Genomic DNA, 18,778 nt, shown 5'->3' on the forward strand with positions numbered 1-18,778 from the left:
TTAGTTTTTTAATCCAACAATTTTCTTATATAGCCATGGAGAAATGACAAGTGAAAGGATCGCTACCTTGCGAAAAGTGGTGAAATAAGCATCTTTCCATATTTCGCGTCGATGCTGAACAATCCAATTCCTCAGCTCGGCTTTCTCCTTTTGATACTCTTCACGTGAAGTAAAGATAATTTTATCGTAAACTGTGATGTACGACCAACACTCTCTATTTATTAATTCGTATTTTAAATTAGGGAAGGCTTGTGAAACTTGAGCAATTATTTGCTTATAAACTTCTATTGTGTCAAATACATATCGATTAACAGATGTTGTTGCACTTCCCTCACGATGATCATAATAATAAACAGGTTTGTCAATAAATACGCAACTGCATCTTGTCTTTAGTAGCAATTCAGTTAAAAACAAGGCATCTTCAGCTAGGTGATAATTGGTATTAAACTTTTCATCCGCAAGCAGGTCTCTCTTAAACAGTTTTGCGACTGGAAAAAATGATGTTCTGGTAGTCATCAGTAGTTCCTTCATGGTTTCTTCTGTTGACCAGAGTTCTGTTTTTTCTGAATGTGAAGGTAGGTCTGTTACAATTCCGTTTTTGATATGGTGCAGAGGAGCAATTACAAAGCCTACATTCAACCCTTCAGCTGCACTTGCTAAAGTAGCTAGGTAATCCTGGGTAACGAAATCATCGCTATCAATAAAGGTAACCCAAGAACCCGTCGCTAGCTGAATTCCCATATTTCTAGCATTTGAAACACCAGCATTTTCGATATGATAAACCTTGATATTCTCATACTGAGACGCTAAGTGATCACAGATCTGTCCACTGGAATCAGTAGAACCATCATTGATTAGGATTAACTCAAAATGGGCATAAGTCTGTTGAAGAATCGACTCCACACATCGCTCCAGATAGGCTTCTACATTGTAGACTGGAACGATAACGCTTATTTTTTCTCCCATCATGCTCCATATTCTCCCTTGTACTCTGTGTAGCTCTTGTCCATGTCCGCTATAATAGCATCATGATGCGGTACCTGCTTGTCTGTTGGTGGTGGTGTCATATAATCGCCAAAAGCAGTGCTGAGATAGGCATCATAACCGACTGGAATGGGCATCTCAGTTCCTTCAAATGGCAAGAAAAGATTGTCTTCAAAGGATGCGATCGGGTATTTGTTTCGCATGTAGCCGGGACCTGAGCATAATTCCGTAATTCCATCGCTCTCAGCCAGACCATACTTGGTCATTTCTTTTTCAGCTTTTTTCCAAATGCGATAACGTAGAGATTTTGGAGTCAGGCCGAGTAAGATGCGACTTCCCCATTTCATGACCGCACCATGCTTTTCTGGGATAGTTTGCGCACAAAAGAGTGAATAAATCAGGGCCCAACGAACCTGTTTCTTACGCTCAGCTGGATTTTTAGGATAATAATCCAATGGTAACACATCCAAGGCCAAACCGTGTGGTAAATCCAAATCCTTCTGATAAGGCTTGATACAAGTAGTTTCCTTGTCACGAATGGTAATAAAAAGGTTACGGTCTACAAAATCTTTGTTACTCTTTGACAAGAAATAACGCTCATCTGCATAACGAGGCCATAGTTCTGCTAATTTTTCATAGTCCTTACGTGGCATGAAAAAGTCTAGGTCATCATCCCAAGGAATGAAACCTTTGTTACGTAGGGCACCAATGGCTCCTCCACCACAGAGATAGCACAACAAATCATGTTCTTTACAAAATGCGACGAAATATTCAGCCATTTCCAGACTACGAGCCTGAATCGCTTTCAAATCACTCATGTCTCTCCTCTTCTGTCCAATAACGAGTTATATCGTTTTATTATACCATAAAAAAGCCCTAAAAATCCATCAGATACTAAGAAAAATCAAAGCCTAAACCACTTTTTCACTGGTGATTCAAACTTTGATTTTTTTATAGTGTTCTATCTCATTCCAAAGGGGAAAATTTTTTCTCTACACAATCGCATCATAATCTTTTTCTTTCGTCTTCAAAGTCTCAACAACCTTTGTTGAATAAGGACCCTTCATCGTTGTATCGATTTGACTAGAAATCATCCCCAGTGCTGTCTTCGTTGCTTCCGCTTCTGTTTTGATTTTGATATCCCCATCAGACATCAAATTATTACGCTCATTCAATTTGACTGGTGCATAGATATGGCTGATTAGTAAACGTTCTAGTCCCTTCTCAATCTCAGTCATATTATTATTCACTCCCGAGAAGAAGTCATTAATCATTCCATCAAACATAGATTATCCCTTCCTTTTTTCTTGATCGAGTTTCATCTTTTGACGATGTAATGCATCTATATCATCTTCTAATTTTCGTCGTTCTTGTCTATACTCAATCTCTTCTTTTTCAAACCTTTGCTCCAAAGCGCGCTGATTTCTTGTAAATCCCATGGATACTGTCTGACTAAAGTGCGAAGCTATTCTGTTTAACCGTTCTCTTTCTTCAGTAGTATCCACGTCCACTTGTCCTAAGATATGCTGGACCATCTGGTACTTTCTCTCCATCATATGCAACAATTGGTCACGTTTTTGCTGAAGGTCTTCATATTGTTTTTCTCTTTGTTTGTGAATAGAGCGATTGCGTTCATCTAATGAATCTAGATTGTTTTGCTTTGTCCTTAATTCCTGCCAGATTACTTGATTTTCATCCATTCTTTAAAATTCCCTGCTAACTCTTTATCGTTATCTAATGTCTTTTGGACACCATCTGCTATTTGTTTTTCTAAACTTTGAAAATCTTCAGCTAATTTTTCTGCTTTTTTGATTTTTGGATAGAAATAATGATCAAGGTCATCTACGATTGTCGTACGAGATACTCCTCCATCAGAATAGGCTGTCGCCACCTCTGTAGGTGACAAAATAAAACCAAAAGGGACTTGATAGGTACTCGCTACTATTTTCTCTGCTTTTTGGTGAGCTTTACGAACTATGGAACGAATCTCTTCATGGCCATCATTCGCGACTTCATGCAATCCCGATGAAATCGTTAAGGCATGTTCGGAGTCTAAAAAGAGCTCCTCACCACTCGTATAACCGCCTGAAGCCAATGCGTCTTTAGCCTTTGCATAGGAATACAAGCCACTGGAAACCTTATCCAAAACAGATGAATAACGTTTTTCAAAAGATGAGGTATCTTTTTTGATTTTGAGGCTACCATCCTCATTAAAAACATAACCACCCCACATGTGTTGTTCTACAGGATTCAGATTAAAGCTCGAATCCACATGATGAACAATTCCAACAGCATTTTTACTGTTCAGTTCTGCTTTGTATCCTGGAGCGTCCTTGGGATATCCAATCGGAACTGCATCTCGTTGATCAATATAATTATGAATCCGGTATTTCATCGCATCTACTCGTTGCCGCTGTTCTTCTGTCAAGACCGGATAGATATTCGGTCCTTGATAAATATAAGCTCCTGAAATACGAGAAATGTCGCTAACATTAGCTAGGGCGTATTGCGCATCCATAGAGCCAAGAGAGTGAGCATAAACTGAGATTTTAGCGTTCGGATACTTTTCTAGTACGTTATTCAGTGTTGTAGCCGCTGATTCTAACTGAGGTGTCACTTCTTTCTTATTAGTTATGATATTTTTTGCCATAGGAATATCATTGACTTTCCAATCCACTTCCCATCCTTCTTCAAATGGAGCTTTAGACCCTTCATAAAGAACAAATACTTCTGACCGGTCTGGACTCTCAACTACGTATACCTTCAATCCTGTCTCGTTTTCTATTACCTGACGGACTGTACCGATGGTTTCTTTCTTTCCTTTATCGTTTTTGATTTTCAAGGGGTCTGTTTCAGAGTAACTTGTATACTCTTCATTAGCAATTTTTTGACGTTCATGATCACTATACTGTCTATTCACTTTTTCCCTCCGTTATCATTTTCTCAAATTTAGCAGAGTTTCCTCCTCCATCATTAACTAACTTTCCACTTTTTTTATCTTTATTAATAGTGAAAAATACATATAATTCTTCGTCATTATTTATATAAATTTTAAATTTAATCCCTCCCATTGGACTATGTTTGATGGATTTATCGTCAATTTGATAAGACTTTATTTTCCCTTTATTTGTTAAAGAAAATTGGTCCATTTCTTTCAAATCATCTTCTATAATTTTTTTGACTTCCTCACCCTTGACAATTCTCACCATCTCATTGTATTTTACTTGTTTCATTACTTTAAATCCTCCTATGCTTAGTCCAACGATAACCAACAAACTAGCTAATACAATTCCTATAATTTTTAATATCTTCATGGCATCTCCTTTATGGTATTTTACAAATATGTCATGCGCTGATTTACTTATAGTATACCATAAAGATTGGATTTTCCATCCTCACTTGACTTGGCGCTTTAGAACCTTCATAGAGAACAGACACTTCAGAATGGTCTGGACTCTCAGCTACGTAAACCTTTATTCCTGTCTCGTTTTCGATCACCTGACGGACTATGCCGATATCTTCTATCTCTCCTTTATCATTTATGATTTTCAAGGGATCTGTTTCAGAATACTTTGTATACTCTTCATTAGCAATTTTTTGACGTTCATGATCACTATACTGTCTATTCACTTTTCCCCTCCGTTATCATTTTCTCAAATTTAGCAGAGTTTCCTCCGCCATCATTAACTAACTTTCCACTTTTTTTATCTTTATTAATAGTGAAAAATACATATAATTCTTCGTCATTATTTATATAAATTTTAAATTTGATCCCTCCCATTGGACTATGAAAAATGGAATTAGTATCTATATCATAATTCTGGATAATATTTCCTTCTTCAAGTGCCCCTTTATGCCTCAGCTTTAGGTTATCTTCTATGATCTTTTTGACTTCCTCACTCTCTACAATTCTCACCATCTCATTGTGTTTTACTTGTTTCATTACTTTAAATCCTCCTATGCTTAGTCCAACGATAACCAACAAACTAGCAAATATGATTCCTACAATTTTTAATGACTTCATGGCATCTCCTTTATGGTATTTTACAAATATGTCATGTACTGATTTACTTATAGTATACAATAAAGATTGGATTTTCCATCCTCACCTGGTTCCTTAGAACCTTCATAGAGAACAGACACTTCAGAATGGTCTGGACTCTCAACTACGTAAACCTTTATTCCTGTCTCGTTTTCGATCACCTGACGGACTGTGCCGATGGGTTTAGCGTTATCATTATCACCAATTTCAACAGGCTTATCAACTGCAAGCTCTTTATCATACTCTTTTTTTGCTATTTGAAATCTCTCATAGTCCGTATATGTATCAGTTATTTTTCTCTCTCTCTTCTACTTTTTTCATTATCGTAGGATCATTTACTCCACCTTCACTAGTAAGCTTCTTCGTATTAAAGTTTTTATTTAGAGTGAAACTAAAAATATAATCCTTATTGTCATTGACATATATGGAAACCATAATACCTCCCATTGGATTGGAAGCAATAGATTCATAATTAATCGCATAATTTTTAATAACTCCATCTGGTTCAAACGCTTTCGGATCTATTCGTTTTAATCTATTTCTAAAAATTTGATTCGCTTCCTCACTCTCTACAATCCTAACCATCTCATCGTGTTCTACTTGTTTCATTACTTTATATCCTCCTACGCTTAATCCAACGATAACCAACAAACTAGCTAAAACAATTCCTACAATTTTTAATGACTTCATGACGTCTCCTTATGTTATTTTACAAATATGTCATATTTTATTACCTGACGGACTGTACCGATATCTTCTATTTCTCCTTTATCATTTTTAATAGTCAGAGGATCACTGGGTTCATAGACTGAATACTCCTCATTTGCTATACTTTGTCGCTCGTGATCACTGTAATCTCTACTCATTGTTTCTCCTTTATCAGATTGTGCAATTTCCCCGAGTATCCCCCACTGGAGAAATCCACCTTTTTTGTTTGCGAGTTTTTCTCTATGGTATACCTTACATACAGTTCATTATCTTCATTTACATAAACAGAAAAATTTATTCCCCCCATAGGATTATGTTGAATAGATTCTGTATCTATTTCATAAGACTGGATTACTCCTTTATTTGTAAAAGCTTTCCCATCTATGTAATTTAAATAATCCTCTATTACTTCTTTTACTTCCTCACTCTCTACAATCCTAACCATCTCATCGTGTTCTACTTGTTTCATTACTTTAAATCCTCCTATGCTTAGTCCAACGATAACTAATAAACTAGCTAAAATGATTCCTATAATTTTTAATGACTTCATGGCATCTCCTTTATGGTATTTTACAAATATGTCATACGCTGATTTACTTATAGTATACCACAAGCATTATATTATTACCCTTATAGTCAAATTGAAGATTCATCAGGTAGTTAAAAATCTAGTAGTACGCAAAAAATTCTTTTCATCAACTAAAAAACTGTTGATACAAATTTTTCGTTTGGTCTCGATTCAAAAACCTTCACTTTGTCATGTTCTCTTAACAAATTTCTTAAAAGGATTTCAAGTTAGAATATAATGAATGTGGTTCTGGAAACCACTATATAACATAAAAAGAGCATTTCCATTTCAGAAATACTCTTTTTTATATTTGGAATATAATTTTTACTAAGTTCTTTTGAGTTTTCTTAATAAAAGTATTCTATCTCATTCCCATTTGAGCGAGTTTGGTCTGGTATTTATTTTGATCGACTAGAAGACCTTGCCCACCATAGACATCATAAGCGTCTACCCAGTCACCAAGTTCGGGAACAGTTAATCTTTCGATACCATTCTGAGCGCCTTCTATGACAGATAAACCATTGGTCAACAAGAAGCTATACGGTAAATTGGTCGAAGTCATCGCAAAGACTTTTCCAAGTGCCTCAGATCCTGTAAAGAGCTTGGTTGGATCTTTGATCTGCTCAAGAACGGCTGACATGACTTGTTGCTGACGTTTGGTACGACCGTAGTCCCCTTCATCATCATCACGGAAGCGAGCGTAGTTCAGCAAGGTGGATCCATTCATCTGCTGTTTTCCAACTTTGATGGTTTGGGTTGGTGACTCAGTCTCTGTTGCATGAAGGTCGTCTCCAACTGTGGCTTCTGTCAAAGGTTGACCATTCAATGTTGAGAATTGAGCATCAATCGTTACTCCGTCAGGGAAGAGGGTATCAATAGCTGTTGCAAAGGCTTGGAAGTCAACTAGAGCATAGTACTTAATATCCAAATCAAAGTTGTCTTTTAGAACCTTGCGGACCATTTCAGCTCCTTTTTGCCCTTCTTGTTCCCCAAGTTCATAGGCAACATTTAGTTTGTTATCCGTCTGTTTCTGGCCATTTACAATCTTACTGTACCCGTCGATATACACTAAGTTGTCACGCATAAAGCTGACTAGTTTGATCTTCTTATCCGATCCACTGACATTCAGTACCATGATCGTGTCGGTACGAGTCTCCGCACTATTTTGACCGATACGGCCATCTGTCCCCATGACTAGGATATTCACACCATCTTTGGTATCCTGACCGTTAAAGACCTCTACTTGAGCTGCCTTGGCGTCAGCTGGCTTATTTGTTGGATTGGCTGCTGACTGGAAACCTCGAAGAAACATAAAAATCATCCCTGCAAGCACACAGGTAATCAACAGCAAGAGCCAAGTCAGTATTCGTTTGAAGCGAATTCTTCTCTTTTTCTTTTTGACTTTAGGTTGAGGAGCTACCTTTTCACGTTTCTTAGACCGGCTTCTACTGCCGTAGGTCGGAAGATCAATATCTCTACCCCAAGTTTCTTCTTTTTCTTCTTGGTGGAAATGGTGAACTTCAGACTTGGGACCTGCCATTTTCTGTTGCAGATAATCAAACTCCCTCCGTTCACGGTCGTTGAGGTAATGGATATTTTTGAAGAGATAGTCATAACGTAACTGCTCGTGATGACTTAAAGGATTTTCTTTGCTCATTGACTCTCCTTTTCTATATCAGTTATGGTAAAAATCGGGTAGGTTCCCAGGATCTTGTGCTGGATTCCAATGGCTTCTAGTTCTTGTCTGGCAAAATGAACCAGTTCTTTGTCACTATAGTCTACATCGATAATGAAAAAGTATTCTCCCAAGGCTGTTTTAAGGGGGCGACTTTCAATCTTTGTTAAGTCAATCCCTCTCCAAGCAAAAGTCGAAAGTGCCTTGTAAAGAGCACCAGGTAAATTGTCTGGTAAGGTCAAGGCCAAACTCATTTTTTCAGCTTGCGAGTTCAAAGGAATCTTCGGTATCTCTGCCCCTAACACCCAAAAACGTGTGAAATTGGCTTCCATCTCTTGAATATCCTCTGCAATTAATTCCAAGCCATATTCTTCGGCAGAACTTCTTGGTGCAATGGCTGCATAAGGCTGGGCTGGATGTTCTGAAATAAAGCGAGCTGCATAAGCAGTACTGGCTGTTACCTCAATTTGGGCCTCTGGATAGTGTTCATCGATGAATTTTTTTCCCTGAGCCAAAGCCTGAGGATGGGAAAAAATCTTCTCAATCTTAGTATGACCTGGAACTGCCATCAGCTGCTGGTGAATGGGTTGAACAATTTCTGCAACTGCTTGGATGCGAGCCTGGTGAAAAAGGTAATCCAAACTTTCATGGACACTACCTTCAATGGAGTTTTCAACTGGTACCACAGAATAGTCCACCAAGCCTTGTTCATAGGCCTTGATGACATCTGTGATATTGGCAAAAGCCTGCAATTCCTCTTTGGGAAAAGCTGTCTGCACAACATGATGCGAAAAAGATCCCTTGGGACCTAGATAGGCAATTTTCATCTCAGTTCCTCTATAATTTCCTCTGGGCTTAACTTGGTCACATCTAGAACCCGACTGGCTACTTCCTCATACCAGGCCTGTCTTTCTTGGAAAATAGCTGCTAGTTCTTCCTTGCTTTTATTAAGAAAAAGCGGGCGCTGATTGTCCTTATCAGCTGCGATACGTTGGTAGAGGGTTTCAAAATCTGCTTTTAGGTAGATGTTATCAGGATTGGTTTTGAGCAAGTCACGATTTCTCTGAGAAATGATAACTCCTCCGCCAGTTGACACAACTCGGTCCGTTTTTAGTAAGTCAGCTAGGACTTCTGACTCTACTTGACGAAAGGCCACTTCTCCTTTTTCAGCAAAGAAATCCGCAATGGACATGCCCAAACGTTCCTCGATTAAGGTATCCATATCGATGTAGTCTGAGTCCAATCCTCTAGCGATTGTCGACTTGCCTGCCCCCATAAATCCGAGTAATACCTTAGCCATGAATCAAGCTCTCCAAATCATCAAAGAAGCTAGGATAGCTGGTATTGATGGCTTCAGCACGGTCAAGTTCCACTTCTCCATCCGCAACCAAGAGGGCTGCAATAGCTGTCATCATGCCAATTCGGTGGTCACCAAACGTATTGACTCTAGCGCCATGAAGTCTTGATTTCCCTTTGATAATCATCCCATCTGCTGTAGGAGTGATATCCGCCCCCATGCTATTTAAGGCATCTGCCACCACCTGAATACGGTCTGTTTCCTTGACCTTGAGTTCCTCAGCATCCTTAATGACCGTTACACCTTGGGCTTGCGTCGCGAGAAGAGCAATAATAGGTAATTCATCAATCAAGCGTGGAATCAAAGCGCCACCAATCTCTGTTCCTTTCAGGTCTGAAGACTCGACAGTCAGTGTTGCTGATTTAGCAACTGGATCGATTTCAGTTATTTCTAGTTTTCCACCCATGGCGCGAATGACATCAATAATACCAGTACGAGTTTCATTGATGCCCACATTCTGCAGCACTACACGAGAGCTTGGAACAATCAAACCTGCGACCAACCAAAAGGCTGCACTGGAGATATCTCCTGGGACAACTACCTTTTGTCCAGTCAGTTTTTGCGGCCCTTGGACTGTGATTTTCTTTCCGTCCACACTTAATTGACCACCAAATTGCTGTAGCATATCTTCGGTGTGGTTACGAGTACATTCTTTCTCGATAATCACGGACTCCCCCTGAGCCTGCAAGGCTGCAAATATCAAGGCAGACTTGACCTGAGCAGAGGCGATTGGCAACTCATAGTGAATCGGTCTTAAATTTTTCGTCCCTTTTAGGCGAAGAGGAGGCAGGTCTCGCTCGGTTTGCCCTGAAATGCTAACGCCCATTTTTTTCAATGGAATCGTCACGCGATCCATAGGACGTTTAGAAAGACTATCATCTCCAAACATCTCTACTTCGAAGTCTGCACCAGCAAGGACACCTGAGATCAGGCGAATCGAGGTACCAGAATTCCCCATATCCAAGGCGTTTTGCGGAGCTTTTAAACCATCCATGCCAACACCTTGAATGGTAATGACACCATCTTTATCCTCAATTTCAACGCCAAGGTCACGAAAAACCTGCATGGTTGAAAGTACATCCTCTCCACGCAGAATATCATAAACTTTGGTTTCTCCCTCAGCCAAACTTCCAAAAATAATTGAACGGTGGCTGATAGACTTGTCACCTGGAACCCGGATACTGCCATGTAAATGGCGAATGTTTGTTTTTAGTTTCATAGTTGACCTCATACTTGCAATACTTTTTCTTATTTTATCACAAAAAAGCCAGAAATTCCTGAAATTTCTGGCTTTTATACAGATAAAATACTATTTCAATAATTCTGAAACAGGTTCAAAGATAATTTTTTCAATGTCTGAAAGGTAAATAGATAATTGTTGCTGTTTGGCAAAGAAATCTGACAAAAGAGCGTTCTCTTGGATTTGTTTGCTGAAAGACTGCATCTTTTCTTGGAAAGAGGCGTCTGGCATTTGTCCCGTTTGCGCCATGACTTGGATTTCTTGCTGGAAAGCGAGGTAGTCTGCAAAAATCTTGCTGGCTTCCGTATCAGCTTGGATGGCATCTTTAGCTGCTTTAACAGTCTTGTATTCTGGTAATTCGCGTAACCCGCGACTAAGTTCATTTGCACTATCGTAAATATTTGACATGATTTTCTCCTTATTTGATGACGACTGTGTAGTCCGTATTTTCTGTAATTAAGCGCTCAGCTCGTTCTAAATCTTGAGCATTTTTAAATGAAATTTGTAGAATCCCGTGAACATCTTCACGGTTTTCTTCGTTGATGTGGATATTAACCAAAGAAGTCCCACGTAGCAATTCCAAAATCCGCAAGATAACATCTTCCTCGTCGGGAACATCAACATAGAGGTCATAAGAACTGTCCACGCCTCCACGTTTATGGATTTCCATAGCCTGACGTTGCGCACGCGCTTGGTTGAAAAAGTTCCAGATTTGCTCTTCATCTCCCTTGCTGATGGCTTGTCCAACCTCATCTAGGCGCTCCTTGAAATCCGCAATTCGCTCTAGAATGGTCTCACGATTGGACAAGAGAATAGAAGTCCACATACCTGGCTCGCTTTCCGCAATGCGAGTCATATCTCGAAAACCACCCGCCGCAAAGCGCCTTGCCATCTCATGTTCTTGAGCATAAACTGCCGTCTGCTCCATAAGGCTGGAAGCCAGAATATGAGGAAAATGGCTAATCTGAGAAGTGACTCGATCATGCTCCAGGGCATCAATCTCGATAAAACGAGCATGAAGGCCAGAAAGCAGATCTTTCATTTCCTCAAGTGTGTCAGGACTTGTCAGGCTCGAAGGTGTGAAGATATAGTAAGCATTTTCAAAGAGATTAACATCCGCAGAGGCAGCCCCTGTCTTGTGGCTACCAGCCATGGGATGGGCCCCGACAAAGCGAACAGGCTTGCCAGCTAAATATTCCTCCGCCGCATCTACAATGGCTGACTTGGTTGAGCCCGCATCCGAGATAATGACACCTTCTTTCAAGTCTAAGTTTGCCAGCTCCTTAATAAAAGCAATGGTCTGTTTGATTGGCAAGGTCAAGATGATAACATCTGCTAGAGGAGCGAAACTGGCAAAATCATCCGTCGCACGGTCAATCATCCCCCGCTCCAAGGCAATGTCTCTCGAAGCCTGACTGCGATTATAACCTAAAATTTCATAATCAGGATGATCACGCTTGATACCGAGCGCCATCGAAGCACCAATCAAACCGAGACCTGCGATATAGATGGTTTTTGCCATAAGGACTCCTTAATAGTTCTTTGTATAATCTCGGTGCTTGGCAACTGCCTCTTTTAATTCTTCAAGATTATCTGATGAGAATTTTTCAAGGATTTCTTGTGCCAGAACCGTTGCTACAACGGCTTCCATGACCACACCTGCTGCTGGAAGAGCGGTCGGATCACTTCTCTCCACAGTTGCCTTGTAAGGTTCGTGCGTCTCGATATCCACACTCATAAGAGGTTTATAAAGAGTGGGAATGGGTTTCATAACTCCACGAACAACAATTGGTTGCCCATTGGTCATACCACCTTCGAAACCACCTAGATTGTTGGTACGACGAGTATAGCCGTCTTCTTTAGACCAGAGAATTTCATCCATAACTTGGCTACCTTTTCGGTAACCAGCTTCAAATCCAAGACCAAATTCCACCCCTTTAAAGGCATTAATAGAGACAACTGCTTGGGCCAATCTGGCATCTAATTTTCTGTCCCATTGGACATAGGAACCGAGGCCAACTGGAACACCTCCGACGACTGTCTCCACAACCCCACCGATGGTATCACCGTCACGTTTGATTTGGTCAATATAGTCCTTGATTTCCTGTTCCCGCTCTTGGTTGACAATAGAAACTTCAGACTGGGCAGCTCGTTCCTTAATCTCAGCCACTGTCAGATTTTCAGGTACATCGATTTCCTTGCCACCAAAGACCACGACATGGTTGGCAATCTCCATATCTAGCTCAGCTAAGAGACGTTTGGCTACTGCCCCAACGGCTACTCGCATGGTTGTTTCACGAGCTGATGAACGTTCCAAAGAATTTCGCAAATCATCAAAACGGTACTTGATCCCCCCTACCAAATCGGCATGTCCTGGGCGAGGATGAGTGATTTTCCGCTTGCTTTTAAGGTGGTCTTCAATGTCCTCAGCAGACATGATATCTAGCCATTTCTGATGGTCCTTATTAATGACATCCATGGTAATCGGAGCCCCTGTTGTTTTCCCGTGGCGAACGCCCGATGTAAAGACAACCTGATCACTCTCAATTTTCATACGGCCACCACGACCGTAGCCACCCTGACGACGTTTCAGATCCTCGTTGATGTCCTCTACTGTTAAAGGAAGGCCCGCTGGAATTCCCTCGATAATTGTCGTCAGACGGGGGCCGTGTGACTCTCCTGCAGTTAAATATCTCATACGTTCTCCTTATTTTACCAAGTAGTCTTTCATCTCTTCCAGAGAAACTGGGTGAATGGTCGCTGAACCAAGCTCTGGAACTAAGACCAATTTCAAGGTGTTTCCACGCGCTTTTTTATCATGAGTCAAAGCTTGATAAAGTTTGTCAACATCCCAGTTTTCATAATCAACAGGCAAGCCAAATTTCTGGCACATCTCTGTAATGGACTGGGTTATTCCTTCTGGCATGAGGCTTTTTCCCTCAGCAACCTTGGAAATCTGAACCATGCCCATAGCCACAGCTTCTCCATGCATGACCTTGCCATAACCGGCAGTTGCTTCAATAGCATGACCAATAGTGTGCCCAAAATTGAGGTAAAGACGAACACCGTTATCCAACTCATCTTCGACCACCATCTTGCGCTTAACCTGACAAGAATGTTCAATCAAAGTCTCTGCATGTTCCAAAATGCTCTCTACAGAACCATCTAGCTCCATCAAGAGAGCCCACAGTTCTGGATCCTCAATCAAGCCGTACTTGATAACCTCGCCCATCCCCTCAATCAGCTCTCTTTTTCCAAGCGTTTCTAGGACAAGCGGGTCAATCAGAACCCCATCTGGTTGGGCAAAAGTTCCCACCATATTTTTAGCAAAAGGAGTATTGACACCCGTCTTTCCACCAATAGACGAATCAACCTGGGCTGTCAAACTAGTCGGAATCTGAACAAAGTGAATGCCCCGCATATAGGTAGAGGCTACAAAACCAGCTAGGTCCCCAACGACACCACCACCAAGAGCCACGATCCCATCGCTACGAGTCAACCCCTGCTTGACTAGAAATTCATAGACTTTCTGAACAGTTGTTAAATTTTTTCGTTCTTCGCCTTCTAAAAAGTCAAAAACAGCTACCTGAAAACCAGCATCTTCTAGGCTGAGTTTAATCTTCTCTGCATAGAGAGAAGCTACATGGTTATCGGTTACAATGACCACTTTTTGAGGTTGCCAGAGTTCTCGCAACCATTGACCAGCCTGAGCCAGACAACCTTTTTCAATCTGAATATCATAAGGATGATGCGGAATATCGATTCTGATTTTCATAGGAGGGTCTCCTTTTCACTATTTATATTTTTCTGTTAAGGACTGCCAAATCTCTTCTGTCGGCATTGCTTTACCTGTCCACAGTTGAAAAGCTTCAGCAGCTTGATAGAGCAACATTCCTAGACCATTGACAGCTGAATTGCCCTGACTTCTAGCCCATTTCAAAAATGGAGTCTCAAAGGGTTGGTAAATAATATCTGCCACCAATAGAGTTTCTGGTAAGACTATGCTTTCAGGAACTGGGGATGATTTGCCATCCATTCCCACACTAGTCGCATTGACGAGCAGGTCCGCCTCAGCAATCCTTGCTTGCAGCTCAGAAATATCTTCTAAAGCATACAAGTCCACTTTAAAACCTGTTTGCTCCTGCAACTTGTCTAGGTAAGGTCTTGTTTTTTCCATGGAAACTGAACGCACAAAGACTGAAATTTGACTGACGCCATCCAAAATGGCTTGTGCCAAGATTGATTTGGCCGCACCACCTGCGCCCAGAATGGTCATTTTCTTATCCGAGATTGTAAAAGAAGGCAAGCTCTTAAAGAATCCCTTGCCATCTGTATTATATCCAATTAACGTTCCGTCTTGATTAACAACTGTGTTGACCGCCCCAATCAAACGAGCCTCATCACTCAACTCATCCAGATAAGGAATCACTTGCTCCTTGTAAGGCATAGACAGGTTGATGCCAAACATCTGGTAACGTCGAATATTAGCAACTGTTTCTGCCAAATCACCCGCTTCAATCTCCCAAGCTACATAGGCACCATTGGTATCTGTCGCCTCAAAGGCCCTATTGTGGATGAAGGGTGAAATAGAGTGTTTGATGGGATTGGCAACAACTGCAGCTAAACGTGTATAGCCATCAAGCTTCATCCAAAATCTCCCTGATTTTCTTCATGTTTGATAGCGAAATCTGACCTGGGGCACTCGCTTCATCCAGACTAGCAAATGACCAACTTGAACCCGTCACATCTGAAGTGATACGGGATACCTTGCCCATTTTCCCCATGGAAATGGTCACGTACTCTTGCTCAGGGTTGAGTGTTTTAAATCCTCGAGTGTAGTTCATCAGGTCTAAAACATCCTGCTCCGTATGGGCCATAACTGATACCTTGACCACTTTCGGAGAGAGACTGGTCAACTCAGACAAAATTTCCATCATGTTTTCAGGTGTCTCCTGGAAATTATGGTAACTCAAAACAAGATTTGGAAAATCCAACATTTCCTCAAAAACATCCTTGTAGCTGAAATACTCAAAATCTACATAATCCGGCTGATAAAGCTGAGTAACTTCCTTAATGATTTGAACATACTCTTCTGAGGAAAGTTCGATTTCTCCTCCCTCAGCGCGGGTCCGAAGGGTAAAGACAAGTTCGCGTCCTGCAAATTTCTCAAAGATAGCGGGTGCTACCTGTAAAATAGCGTCCTTTGTAAGAAAGTCCGCACGCCACTCAATGATATCGGCATCTTCATACCTAGTGGCATCCAGTTCTTGCGCTTCTTCTAAACTTCTTGGCATTACTGAAACGATTAATTTCATCTACTAACCTTCATACTAATCACCTTGAGGTAATTACTGCTTTCATCTTTTTTATTATAGGCAAAGTCTGCTGGAAGACCATATTGGTTTAAAATTTGATATTTTCTTCCTGCAAAACCTTTATCAATTTGTTCTGTAAATTTCTGGCGGGAAACATTGGCAGCATTGGTACTGGCAATGATAATGCCTCCCGGATTTAAAATCTCTAGACTCTGGGAAATCAACTTGTGATAGTCCTTAGCTACAGAGAATGTTTGTTTTTTATTGCGGGCAAAGCTCGGCGGATCAAGCACAATCACATCATAGGTCAAGCCTTTTCGCTTGGCATACTTGAAGTACTCAAAAACATCCATGACGATAAAACGGTGATTGTCCGTGCTGAGTCCATTTGCCTGAAAATGAGCTTCTGACAGCTCTCTAGATCGTTTAGCCAAGTCGACAGAAGTCGTCTCACTAGCGCCTCCCATAGCTGCAGCAACTGAAAAGGCAGCCGTATAGGAAAACATATTGAGCAAAGATTTGCCCATAGCTAGGCCGTCAACCAGACTCCCACGAACATCATGCTGGTCTAGGAAAATCCCTGTCATCAAGCCATCATTCATAAAGACTTGATAGAGCACGCCATTCTCAAGAACAGTAAAATCATCCGGCGCTTCCTCACCATAAACATAGGCAGACTCGTAGTCTAGACCTTTAAAACGAATCTTCTCATAAGCCCCCAAGACCTCAGGAAAAACTTCCTTAAAAGCCTTTACGATTAGCTCACGAATTTGGTAAACAAAGGAGTTGTACCAAGAAAAAACAGCATAATCTCCATAGAGATCAACAGTCAGACCACCAAAACCATCCCCCTCTTGGTTAAAAAGGCGAAAGGCAGTAGTCAAGTCATCTTGATAATAAGGCTTTCTAGCTTCCTTAGCCTTACGAAACAGGATTTCAAAAAAGGATTGATTGAAAAGAACCTTTTCCTTGCTGACCAACCAACCGATTCCCTTATTCTGTTGAGAAAGATAGGCGCTCCCTAAAAACTTCCCGTCTTGACTAAGAACTTCTACTGCCTGATCCGTCAGTTCAATATCTGTTAAATCACTTGCTTCCAAAAGAACTAGACCCTTAGCTAGCTTTTTTTCAACGCGTCTGCTGACCCTAATTCTATTCATAGCTACTATTATAGCAAATTTTGTGACAATTCTCAAAAAAGAAACCGTTTAACCATATGTACTTTAGTTTACTGAGTGTCATTTTTGTTAAAATAAGTATATGCCATTTACTTTTCCACCAAAACATCCTTTCCCTTATAATGGAAAGAGAGATTCTATTCGCTAAAAATAGACAAAAACAGAAATGAGTATAGAATCTTGCGCAAACGTTTGCCTAGTTCTAAACTTTATGGTAGAATAAAACACAACATTAATAAGCAAGAGGAAAAATAATGCAAAATCAGACACTTATGCAATACTTTGAATGGTATTTGCCTCACGACGGCCAACACTGGACGCGACTGACAAATGATGCCGAGCACCTAGCAAACCTTGGTATCAGCCATGTCTGGATGCCACCTGCCTTCAAGGCAACCAATGAAAAAGATGTCGGCTATGGTGTTTACGATCTTTTTGACCTAGGCGAATTTCACCAAAAAGGGACTGTCCGTACCAAGTATGGGTTTAAAGAAGACTATCTTCAAGCCATTCAAACTCTAAAGGCACAGGGAATTCAACCTATGGCCGATGTGGTGCTCAATCACAAGGCTGCTGCCGATCATATGGAAGCCTTTCAGGTTATTGAAGTGGATCCTGAGGATCGTACCCTTCAGCTAAGCGAGCCCTTTACTATCAATGGCTGGACTCACTTCACCTTCGATGGTCGCCAAGACACCTACAATGACTTCCACTGGCACTGGTACCACTTTACAGGTACGGATTACGATGCCAAGCGCCGTAAGTCTGGCATTTACCTGATCCAGGGAGACAATAAAGGTTGGGCCAACGAGGAATTGGTCGATAACGAAAACGGTAACTACGACTACCTCATGTATGCCGACCTGGACTTTAAGCACCCTGAAGTCATCCAAAATATCTATGACTGGGCTGACTGGTTCATGGAAACGACTGGAGTGGCAGGTTTCCGCTTGGATGCCGTTAAGCACATCGACTCCTTCTTTATGGGCAATTTCATCCGTGATATGAAGGAGAAATACGGTGAGGATTTCTATGTTTTTGGGGAATTCTGGAATCCAGACAAAGAAGCCAATCTAGACTACCTTGAGAAAATTGAGGAGCGCTTTGACCTTGTGGATGTTCGTCTTCATCAAAATCTCTTTGATGCTAGCCGAGCAGGTTCCAACTATGACCTTCGTGGCATTTTCACAGATAGCCTGGTTGAACTCAAACCTGACAAGGTTGTGACTTTTGTCGACAACCACGATACACAACGAGGTCAGGCACTTGAATCAACCGTCGAAGAATGGTTTAAACCAGCAGCCTACGCCCTCATCCTTCTTCGTGAGCAAGGTCTTCCATGTGTCTTTTATGGAGACTATTACGGCATTTCAGGGCAATTTGCTCAACAAGATTTCAGAGAAGTTCTTGATCGTCTCCTAACCATCCGAAAAGACATGGCCTATGGAGAGCAAACAGACTACTTTGACGATGCCAACTGTATCGGATGGGTACGTTCAGGTGCTGAACATCAATCCCCAATCGCTGTCCTTATCTCAAATGACCAAGAAAACAGCAAGGCTATGTTTGTCGGGCAAGAATGGGCTGAACAAACCTTTATTGACCTCCTTGAAAATCATCCAGCACAAGTTACAATCAATGCTGAAGGTTATGGAGAATTTCCAGTAGCAGCGGGTTCAGTCAGTGTCTGGACAGCAAAATAAACCTATCA

23 protein-coding genes are annotated in these 18,778 nt (G+C 41.1%); 1 reads left to right on the top strand and 22 read right to left on the bottom strand.

Going from position 1 to position 18,778, the window contains the following annotated elements:
- From D8863_RS03690 to D8863_RS03795, 22 genes are all read right to left on the bottom strand, one after another.
- The gene (locus tag D8863_RS03690; RefSeq protein WP_044020561.1) at window positions 1-969 is read right to left on the bottom strand and encodes a glycosyltransferase family 2 protein; all 969 of its coding nucleotides are present in this window, start codon (window positions 967-969) and stop codon (window positions 1-3) included.
- Window positions 966-1,802, bottom strand: a complete 837-nt coding sequence (locus D8863_RS03695; RefSeq protein WP_125441114.1) for a LicD family protein — start codon at window positions 1,800-1,802, stop codon at window positions 966-968. The genes D8863_RS03690 and D8863_RS03695 overlap by 4 nt, the downstream gene beginning before the upstream one ends.
- A 174-nt stretch (window positions 1,803-1,976) precedes the next feature.
- Window positions 1,977-2,270 carry a hypothetical protein gene (locus tag D8863_RS03700; RefSeq protein WP_125441115.1) on the bottom strand — a complete coding sequence of 98 codons (294 nt, stop codon included), beginning with the start codon at window positions 2,268-2,270 and terminating at the stop codon, window positions 1,977-1,979.
- A 3-nt stretch (window positions 2,271-2,273) separates the two neighbouring features.
- Entirely contained in the window at window positions 2,274-2,684 is a 411-nt protein-coding gene (locus tag D8863_RS03705; RefSeq protein WP_125441116.1) for a hypothetical protein, read from the bottom strand.
- Window positions 2,666-3,904 carry an Mbeg1-like protein gene (locus tag D8863_RS03710; RefSeq protein WP_125441117.1) on the bottom strand — a complete coding sequence of 413 codons (1,239 nt, stop codon included), beginning with the start codon at window positions 3,902-3,904 and terminating at the stop codon, window positions 2,666-2,668. Before D8863_RS03710 ends, D8863_RS03705 begins: the two co-directional genes overlap by 19 nt.
- Entirely contained in the window at window positions 3,897-4,298 is a 402-nt protein-coding gene (locus D8863_RS03715; RefSeq protein ID WP_084878529.1) for a DUF1310 family protein, read from the bottom strand. Before D8863_RS03715 ends, D8863_RS03710 begins: the two co-directional genes overlap by 8 nt.
- A gap of 43 nt (window positions 4,299-4,341) precedes the next feature.
- Window positions 4,342-4,614, bottom strand: coding sequence for a hypothetical protein (locus D8863_RS03720; RefSeq protein ID WP_125441118.1), 273 nt, complete (start codon window positions 4,612-4,614; stop codon window positions 4,342-4,344).
- Window positions 4,607-5,008 (bottom strand): DUF1310 family protein, encoded by a 402-nt coding sequence (locus D8863_RS03725; RefSeq protein WP_125441119.1) that lies wholly within the window; start codon window positions 5,006-5,008, stop codon window positions 4,607-4,609. Before D8863_RS03725 ends, D8863_RS03720 begins: the two co-directional genes overlap by 8 nt.
- 303 nt (window positions 5,009-5,311) lie before the next feature.
- Window positions 5,312-5,716 carry a DUF1310 family protein gene (locus D8863_RS03735; protein WP_125441120.1) on the bottom strand — a complete coding sequence of 135 codons (405 nt, stop codon included), beginning with the start codon at window positions 5,714-5,716 and terminating at the stop codon, window positions 5,312-5,314.
- 14 nt (window positions 5,717-5,730) lie between these two features.
- Window positions 5,731-5,892, bottom strand: a complete 162-nt coding sequence (locus D8863_RS11040) for a hypothetical protein (RefSeq protein ID WP_185761440.1) — start codon at window positions 5,890-5,892, stop codon at window positions 5,731-5,733.
- Window positions 5,889-6,284 carry a DUF1310 family protein gene (locus tag D8863_RS03740; RefSeq protein WP_125441121.1) on the bottom strand — a complete coding sequence of 132 codons (396 nt, stop codon included), beginning with the start codon at window positions 6,282-6,284 and terminating at the stop codon, window positions 5,889-5,891. The genes D8863_RS11040 and D8863_RS03740 overlap by 4 nt, the downstream gene beginning before the upstream one ends.
- 379 nt (window positions 6,285-6,663) lie before the next feature.
- Window positions 6,664-7,959, bottom strand: coding sequence for an LCP family protein (locus D8863_RS03745; protein ID WP_125441122.1), 1,296 nt, complete (start codon window positions 7,957-7,959; stop codon window positions 6,664-6,666).
- Entirely contained in the window at window positions 7,956-8,804 is an 849-nt protein-coding gene (gene pheA / locus D8863_RS03750; protein WP_125441123.1) for a prephenate dehydratase, read from the bottom strand. Before pheA ends, D8863_RS03745 begins: the two co-directional genes overlap by 4 nt.
- Window positions 8,801-9,277, bottom strand: a complete 477-nt coding sequence (locus D8863_RS03755) for a shikimate kinase (RefSeq protein ID WP_125441124.1) — start codon at window positions 9,275-9,277, stop codon at window positions 8,801-8,803. The genes pheA and D8863_RS03755 overlap by 4 nt, the downstream gene beginning before the upstream one ends.
- Complete coding sequence (aroA, locus tag D8863_RS03760) at window positions 9,270-10,553, bottom strand: 3-phosphoshikimate 1-carboxyvinyltransferase (RefSeq protein ID WP_125441125.1); 1,284 nt, start codon at window positions 10,551-10,553, stop codon at window positions 9,270-9,272. The genes D8863_RS03755 and aroA overlap by 8 nt, the downstream gene beginning before the upstream one ends.
- A gap of 90 nt (window positions 10,554-10,643) precedes the next feature.
- The gene (locus D8863_RS03765; protein WP_125441126.1) at window positions 10,644-10,982 is read right to left on the bottom strand and encodes a YlbF/YmcA family competence regulator; all 339 of its coding nucleotides are present in this window, start codon (window positions 10,980-10,982) and stop codon (window positions 10,644-10,646) included.
- Between the two features lie 10 nt (window positions 10,983-10,992).
- Window positions 10,993-12,096 carry a prephenate dehydrogenase gene (locus D8863_RS03770; protein ID WP_125441127.1) on the bottom strand — a complete coding sequence of 368 codons (1,104 nt, stop codon included), beginning with the start codon at window positions 12,094-12,096 and terminating at the stop codon, window positions 10,993-10,995.
- Window positions 12,097-12,105: 9 nt separating this feature from the next.
- On the bottom strand, window positions 12,106-13,272 hold the full coding sequence (aroC, locus tag D8863_RS03775) for a chorismate synthase (protein WP_042768151.1): 1,167 nt from the start codon (window positions 13,270-13,272) through the stop codon (window positions 12,106-12,108).
- 9 nt (window positions 13,273-13,281) lie between these two features.
- Complete coding sequence (gene aroB, locus D8863_RS03780; RefSeq protein WP_125441128.1) at window positions 13,282-14,349, bottom strand: 3-dehydroquinate synthase; 1,068 nt, start codon at window positions 14,347-14,349, stop codon at window positions 13,282-13,284.
- An 18-nt stretch (window positions 14,350-14,367) separates the two neighbouring features.
- Complete coding sequence (locus D8863_RS03785) at window positions 14,368-15,222, bottom strand: shikimate dehydrogenase (protein ID WP_125441129.1); 855 nt, start codon at window positions 15,220-15,222, stop codon at window positions 14,368-14,370.
- Window positions 15,212-15,889: a type I 3-dehydroquinate dehydratase gene (gene aroD, locus D8863_RS03790; protein WP_000767778.1), complete on the bottom strand. Its 678-nt coding sequence runs from the start codon at window positions 15,887-15,889 to the stop codon at window positions 15,212-15,214. The genes D8863_RS03785 and aroD overlap by 11 nt, the downstream gene beginning before the upstream one ends.
- A complete protein-coding gene (locus D8863_RS03795; protein WP_185761441.1) occupies window positions 15,886-17,049 on the bottom strand; it encodes a class I SAM-dependent rRNA methyltransferase in 1,164 nt (387 codons plus the stop codon). Before D8863_RS03795 ends, aroD begins: the two co-directional genes overlap by 4 nt.
- Window positions 17,050-17,321: 272 nt before the next feature.
- Between D8863_RS03795 and D8863_RS03800 the strand changes: the two genes are divergently transcribed.
- Window positions 17,322-18,770, top strand: a complete 1,449-nt coding sequence (locus D8863_RS03800; protein ID WP_125441130.1) for an alpha-amylase — start codon at window positions 17,322-17,324, stop codon at window positions 18,768-18,770.
- Window positions 18,771-18,778: the final 8 nt, after the last annotated feature.

Origin of the sequence: Streptococcus oralis, assembly GCF_003943825.1 — a bacterium.
Taxonomy (GTDB): Bacteria; Bacillota; Bacilli; order Lactobacillales; family Streptococcaceae; genus Streptococcus; species Streptococcus oralis_CD.

Coding starts and splice junctions, on each gene's coding strand:
- D8863_RS03690 (WP_044020561.1), bottom strand. CDS start 969: ATGATGGGAGAAAAAATAAGCGTTATCGTTCCAGTCTACAATGTAGAA.
- D8863_RS03695 (WP_125441114.1), bottom strand. CDS start 1,802: ATGAGTGATTTGAAAGCGATTCAGGCTCGTAGTCTGGAAATGGCTGAA.
- D8863_RS03700 (WP_125441115.1), bottom strand. CDS start 2,270: ATGTTTGATGGAATGATTAATGACTTCTTCTCGGGAGTGAATAATAAT.
- D8863_RS03705 (WP_125441116.1), bottom strand. CDS start 2,684: ATGGATGAAAATCAAGTAATCTGGCAGGAATTAAGGACAAAGCAAAAC.
- D8863_RS03715 (WP_084878529.1), bottom strand. CDS start 4,298: ATGAAGATATTAAAAATTATAGGAATTGTATTAGCTAGTTTGTTGGTT.
- D8863_RS03725 (WP_125441119.1), bottom strand. CDS start 5,008: ATGAAGTCATTAAAAATTGTAGGAATCATATTTGCTAGTTTGTTGGTT.
- D8863_RS03735 (WP_125441120.1), bottom strand. CDS start 5,716: ATGAAGTCATTAAAAATTGTAGGAATTGTTTTAGCTAGTTTGTTGGTT.
- D8863_RS11040 (WP_185761440.1), bottom strand. CDS start 5,892: ATGAGTAGAGATTACAGTGATCACGAGCGACAAAGTATAGCAAATGAG.
- D8863_RS03740 (WP_125441121.1), bottom strand. CDS start 6,284: ATGAAGTCATTAAAAATTATAGGAATCATTTTAGCTAGTTTATTAGTT.
- D8863_RS03745 (WP_125441122.1), bottom strand. CDS start 7,959: ATGAGCAAAGAAAATCCTTTAAGTCATCACGAGCAGTTACGTTATGAC.
- pheA (WP_125441123.1), bottom strand. CDS start 8,804: ATGAAAATTGCCTATCTAGGTCCCAAGGGATCTTTTTCGCATCATGTT.
- D8863_RS03755 (WP_125441124.1), bottom strand. CDS start 9,277: ATGGCTAAGGTATTACTCGGATTTATGGGGGCAGGCAAGTCGACAATC.
- aroA (WP_125441125.1), bottom strand. CDS start 10,553: ATGAAACTAAAAACAAACATTCGCCATTTACATGGCAGTATCCGGGTT.
- D8863_RS03765 (WP_125441126.1), bottom strand. CDS start 10,982: ATGTCAAATATTTACGATAGTGCAAATGAACTTAGTCGCGGGTTACGC.
- D8863_RS03770 (WP_125441127.1), bottom strand. CDS start 12,096: ATGGCAAAAACCATCTATATCGCAGGTCTCGGTTTGATTGGTGCTTCG.
- aroC (WP_042768151.1), bottom strand. CDS start 13,272: ATGAGATATTTAACTGCAGGAGAGTCACACGGCCCCCGTCTGACGACA.
- aroB (WP_125441128.1), bottom strand. CDS start 14,349: ATGAAAATCAGAATCGATATTCCGCATCATCCTTATGATATTCAGATT.
- D8863_RS03785 (WP_125441129.1), bottom strand. CDS start 15,222: ATGAAGCTTGATGGCTATACACGTTTAGCTGCAGTTGTTGCCAATCCC.
- aroD (WP_000767778.1), bottom strand. CDS start 15,889: ATGAAATTAATCGTTTCAGTAATGCCAAGAAGTTTAGAAGAAGCGCAA.
- D8863_RS03795 (WP_185761441.1), bottom strand. CDS start 17,049: ATGAATAGAATTAGGGTCAGCAGACGCGTTGAAAAAAAGCTAGCTAAG.
- D8863_RS03800 (WP_125441130.1), top strand. CDS start 17,322: ATGCAAAATCAGACACTTATGCAATACTTTGAATGGTATTTGCCTCAC.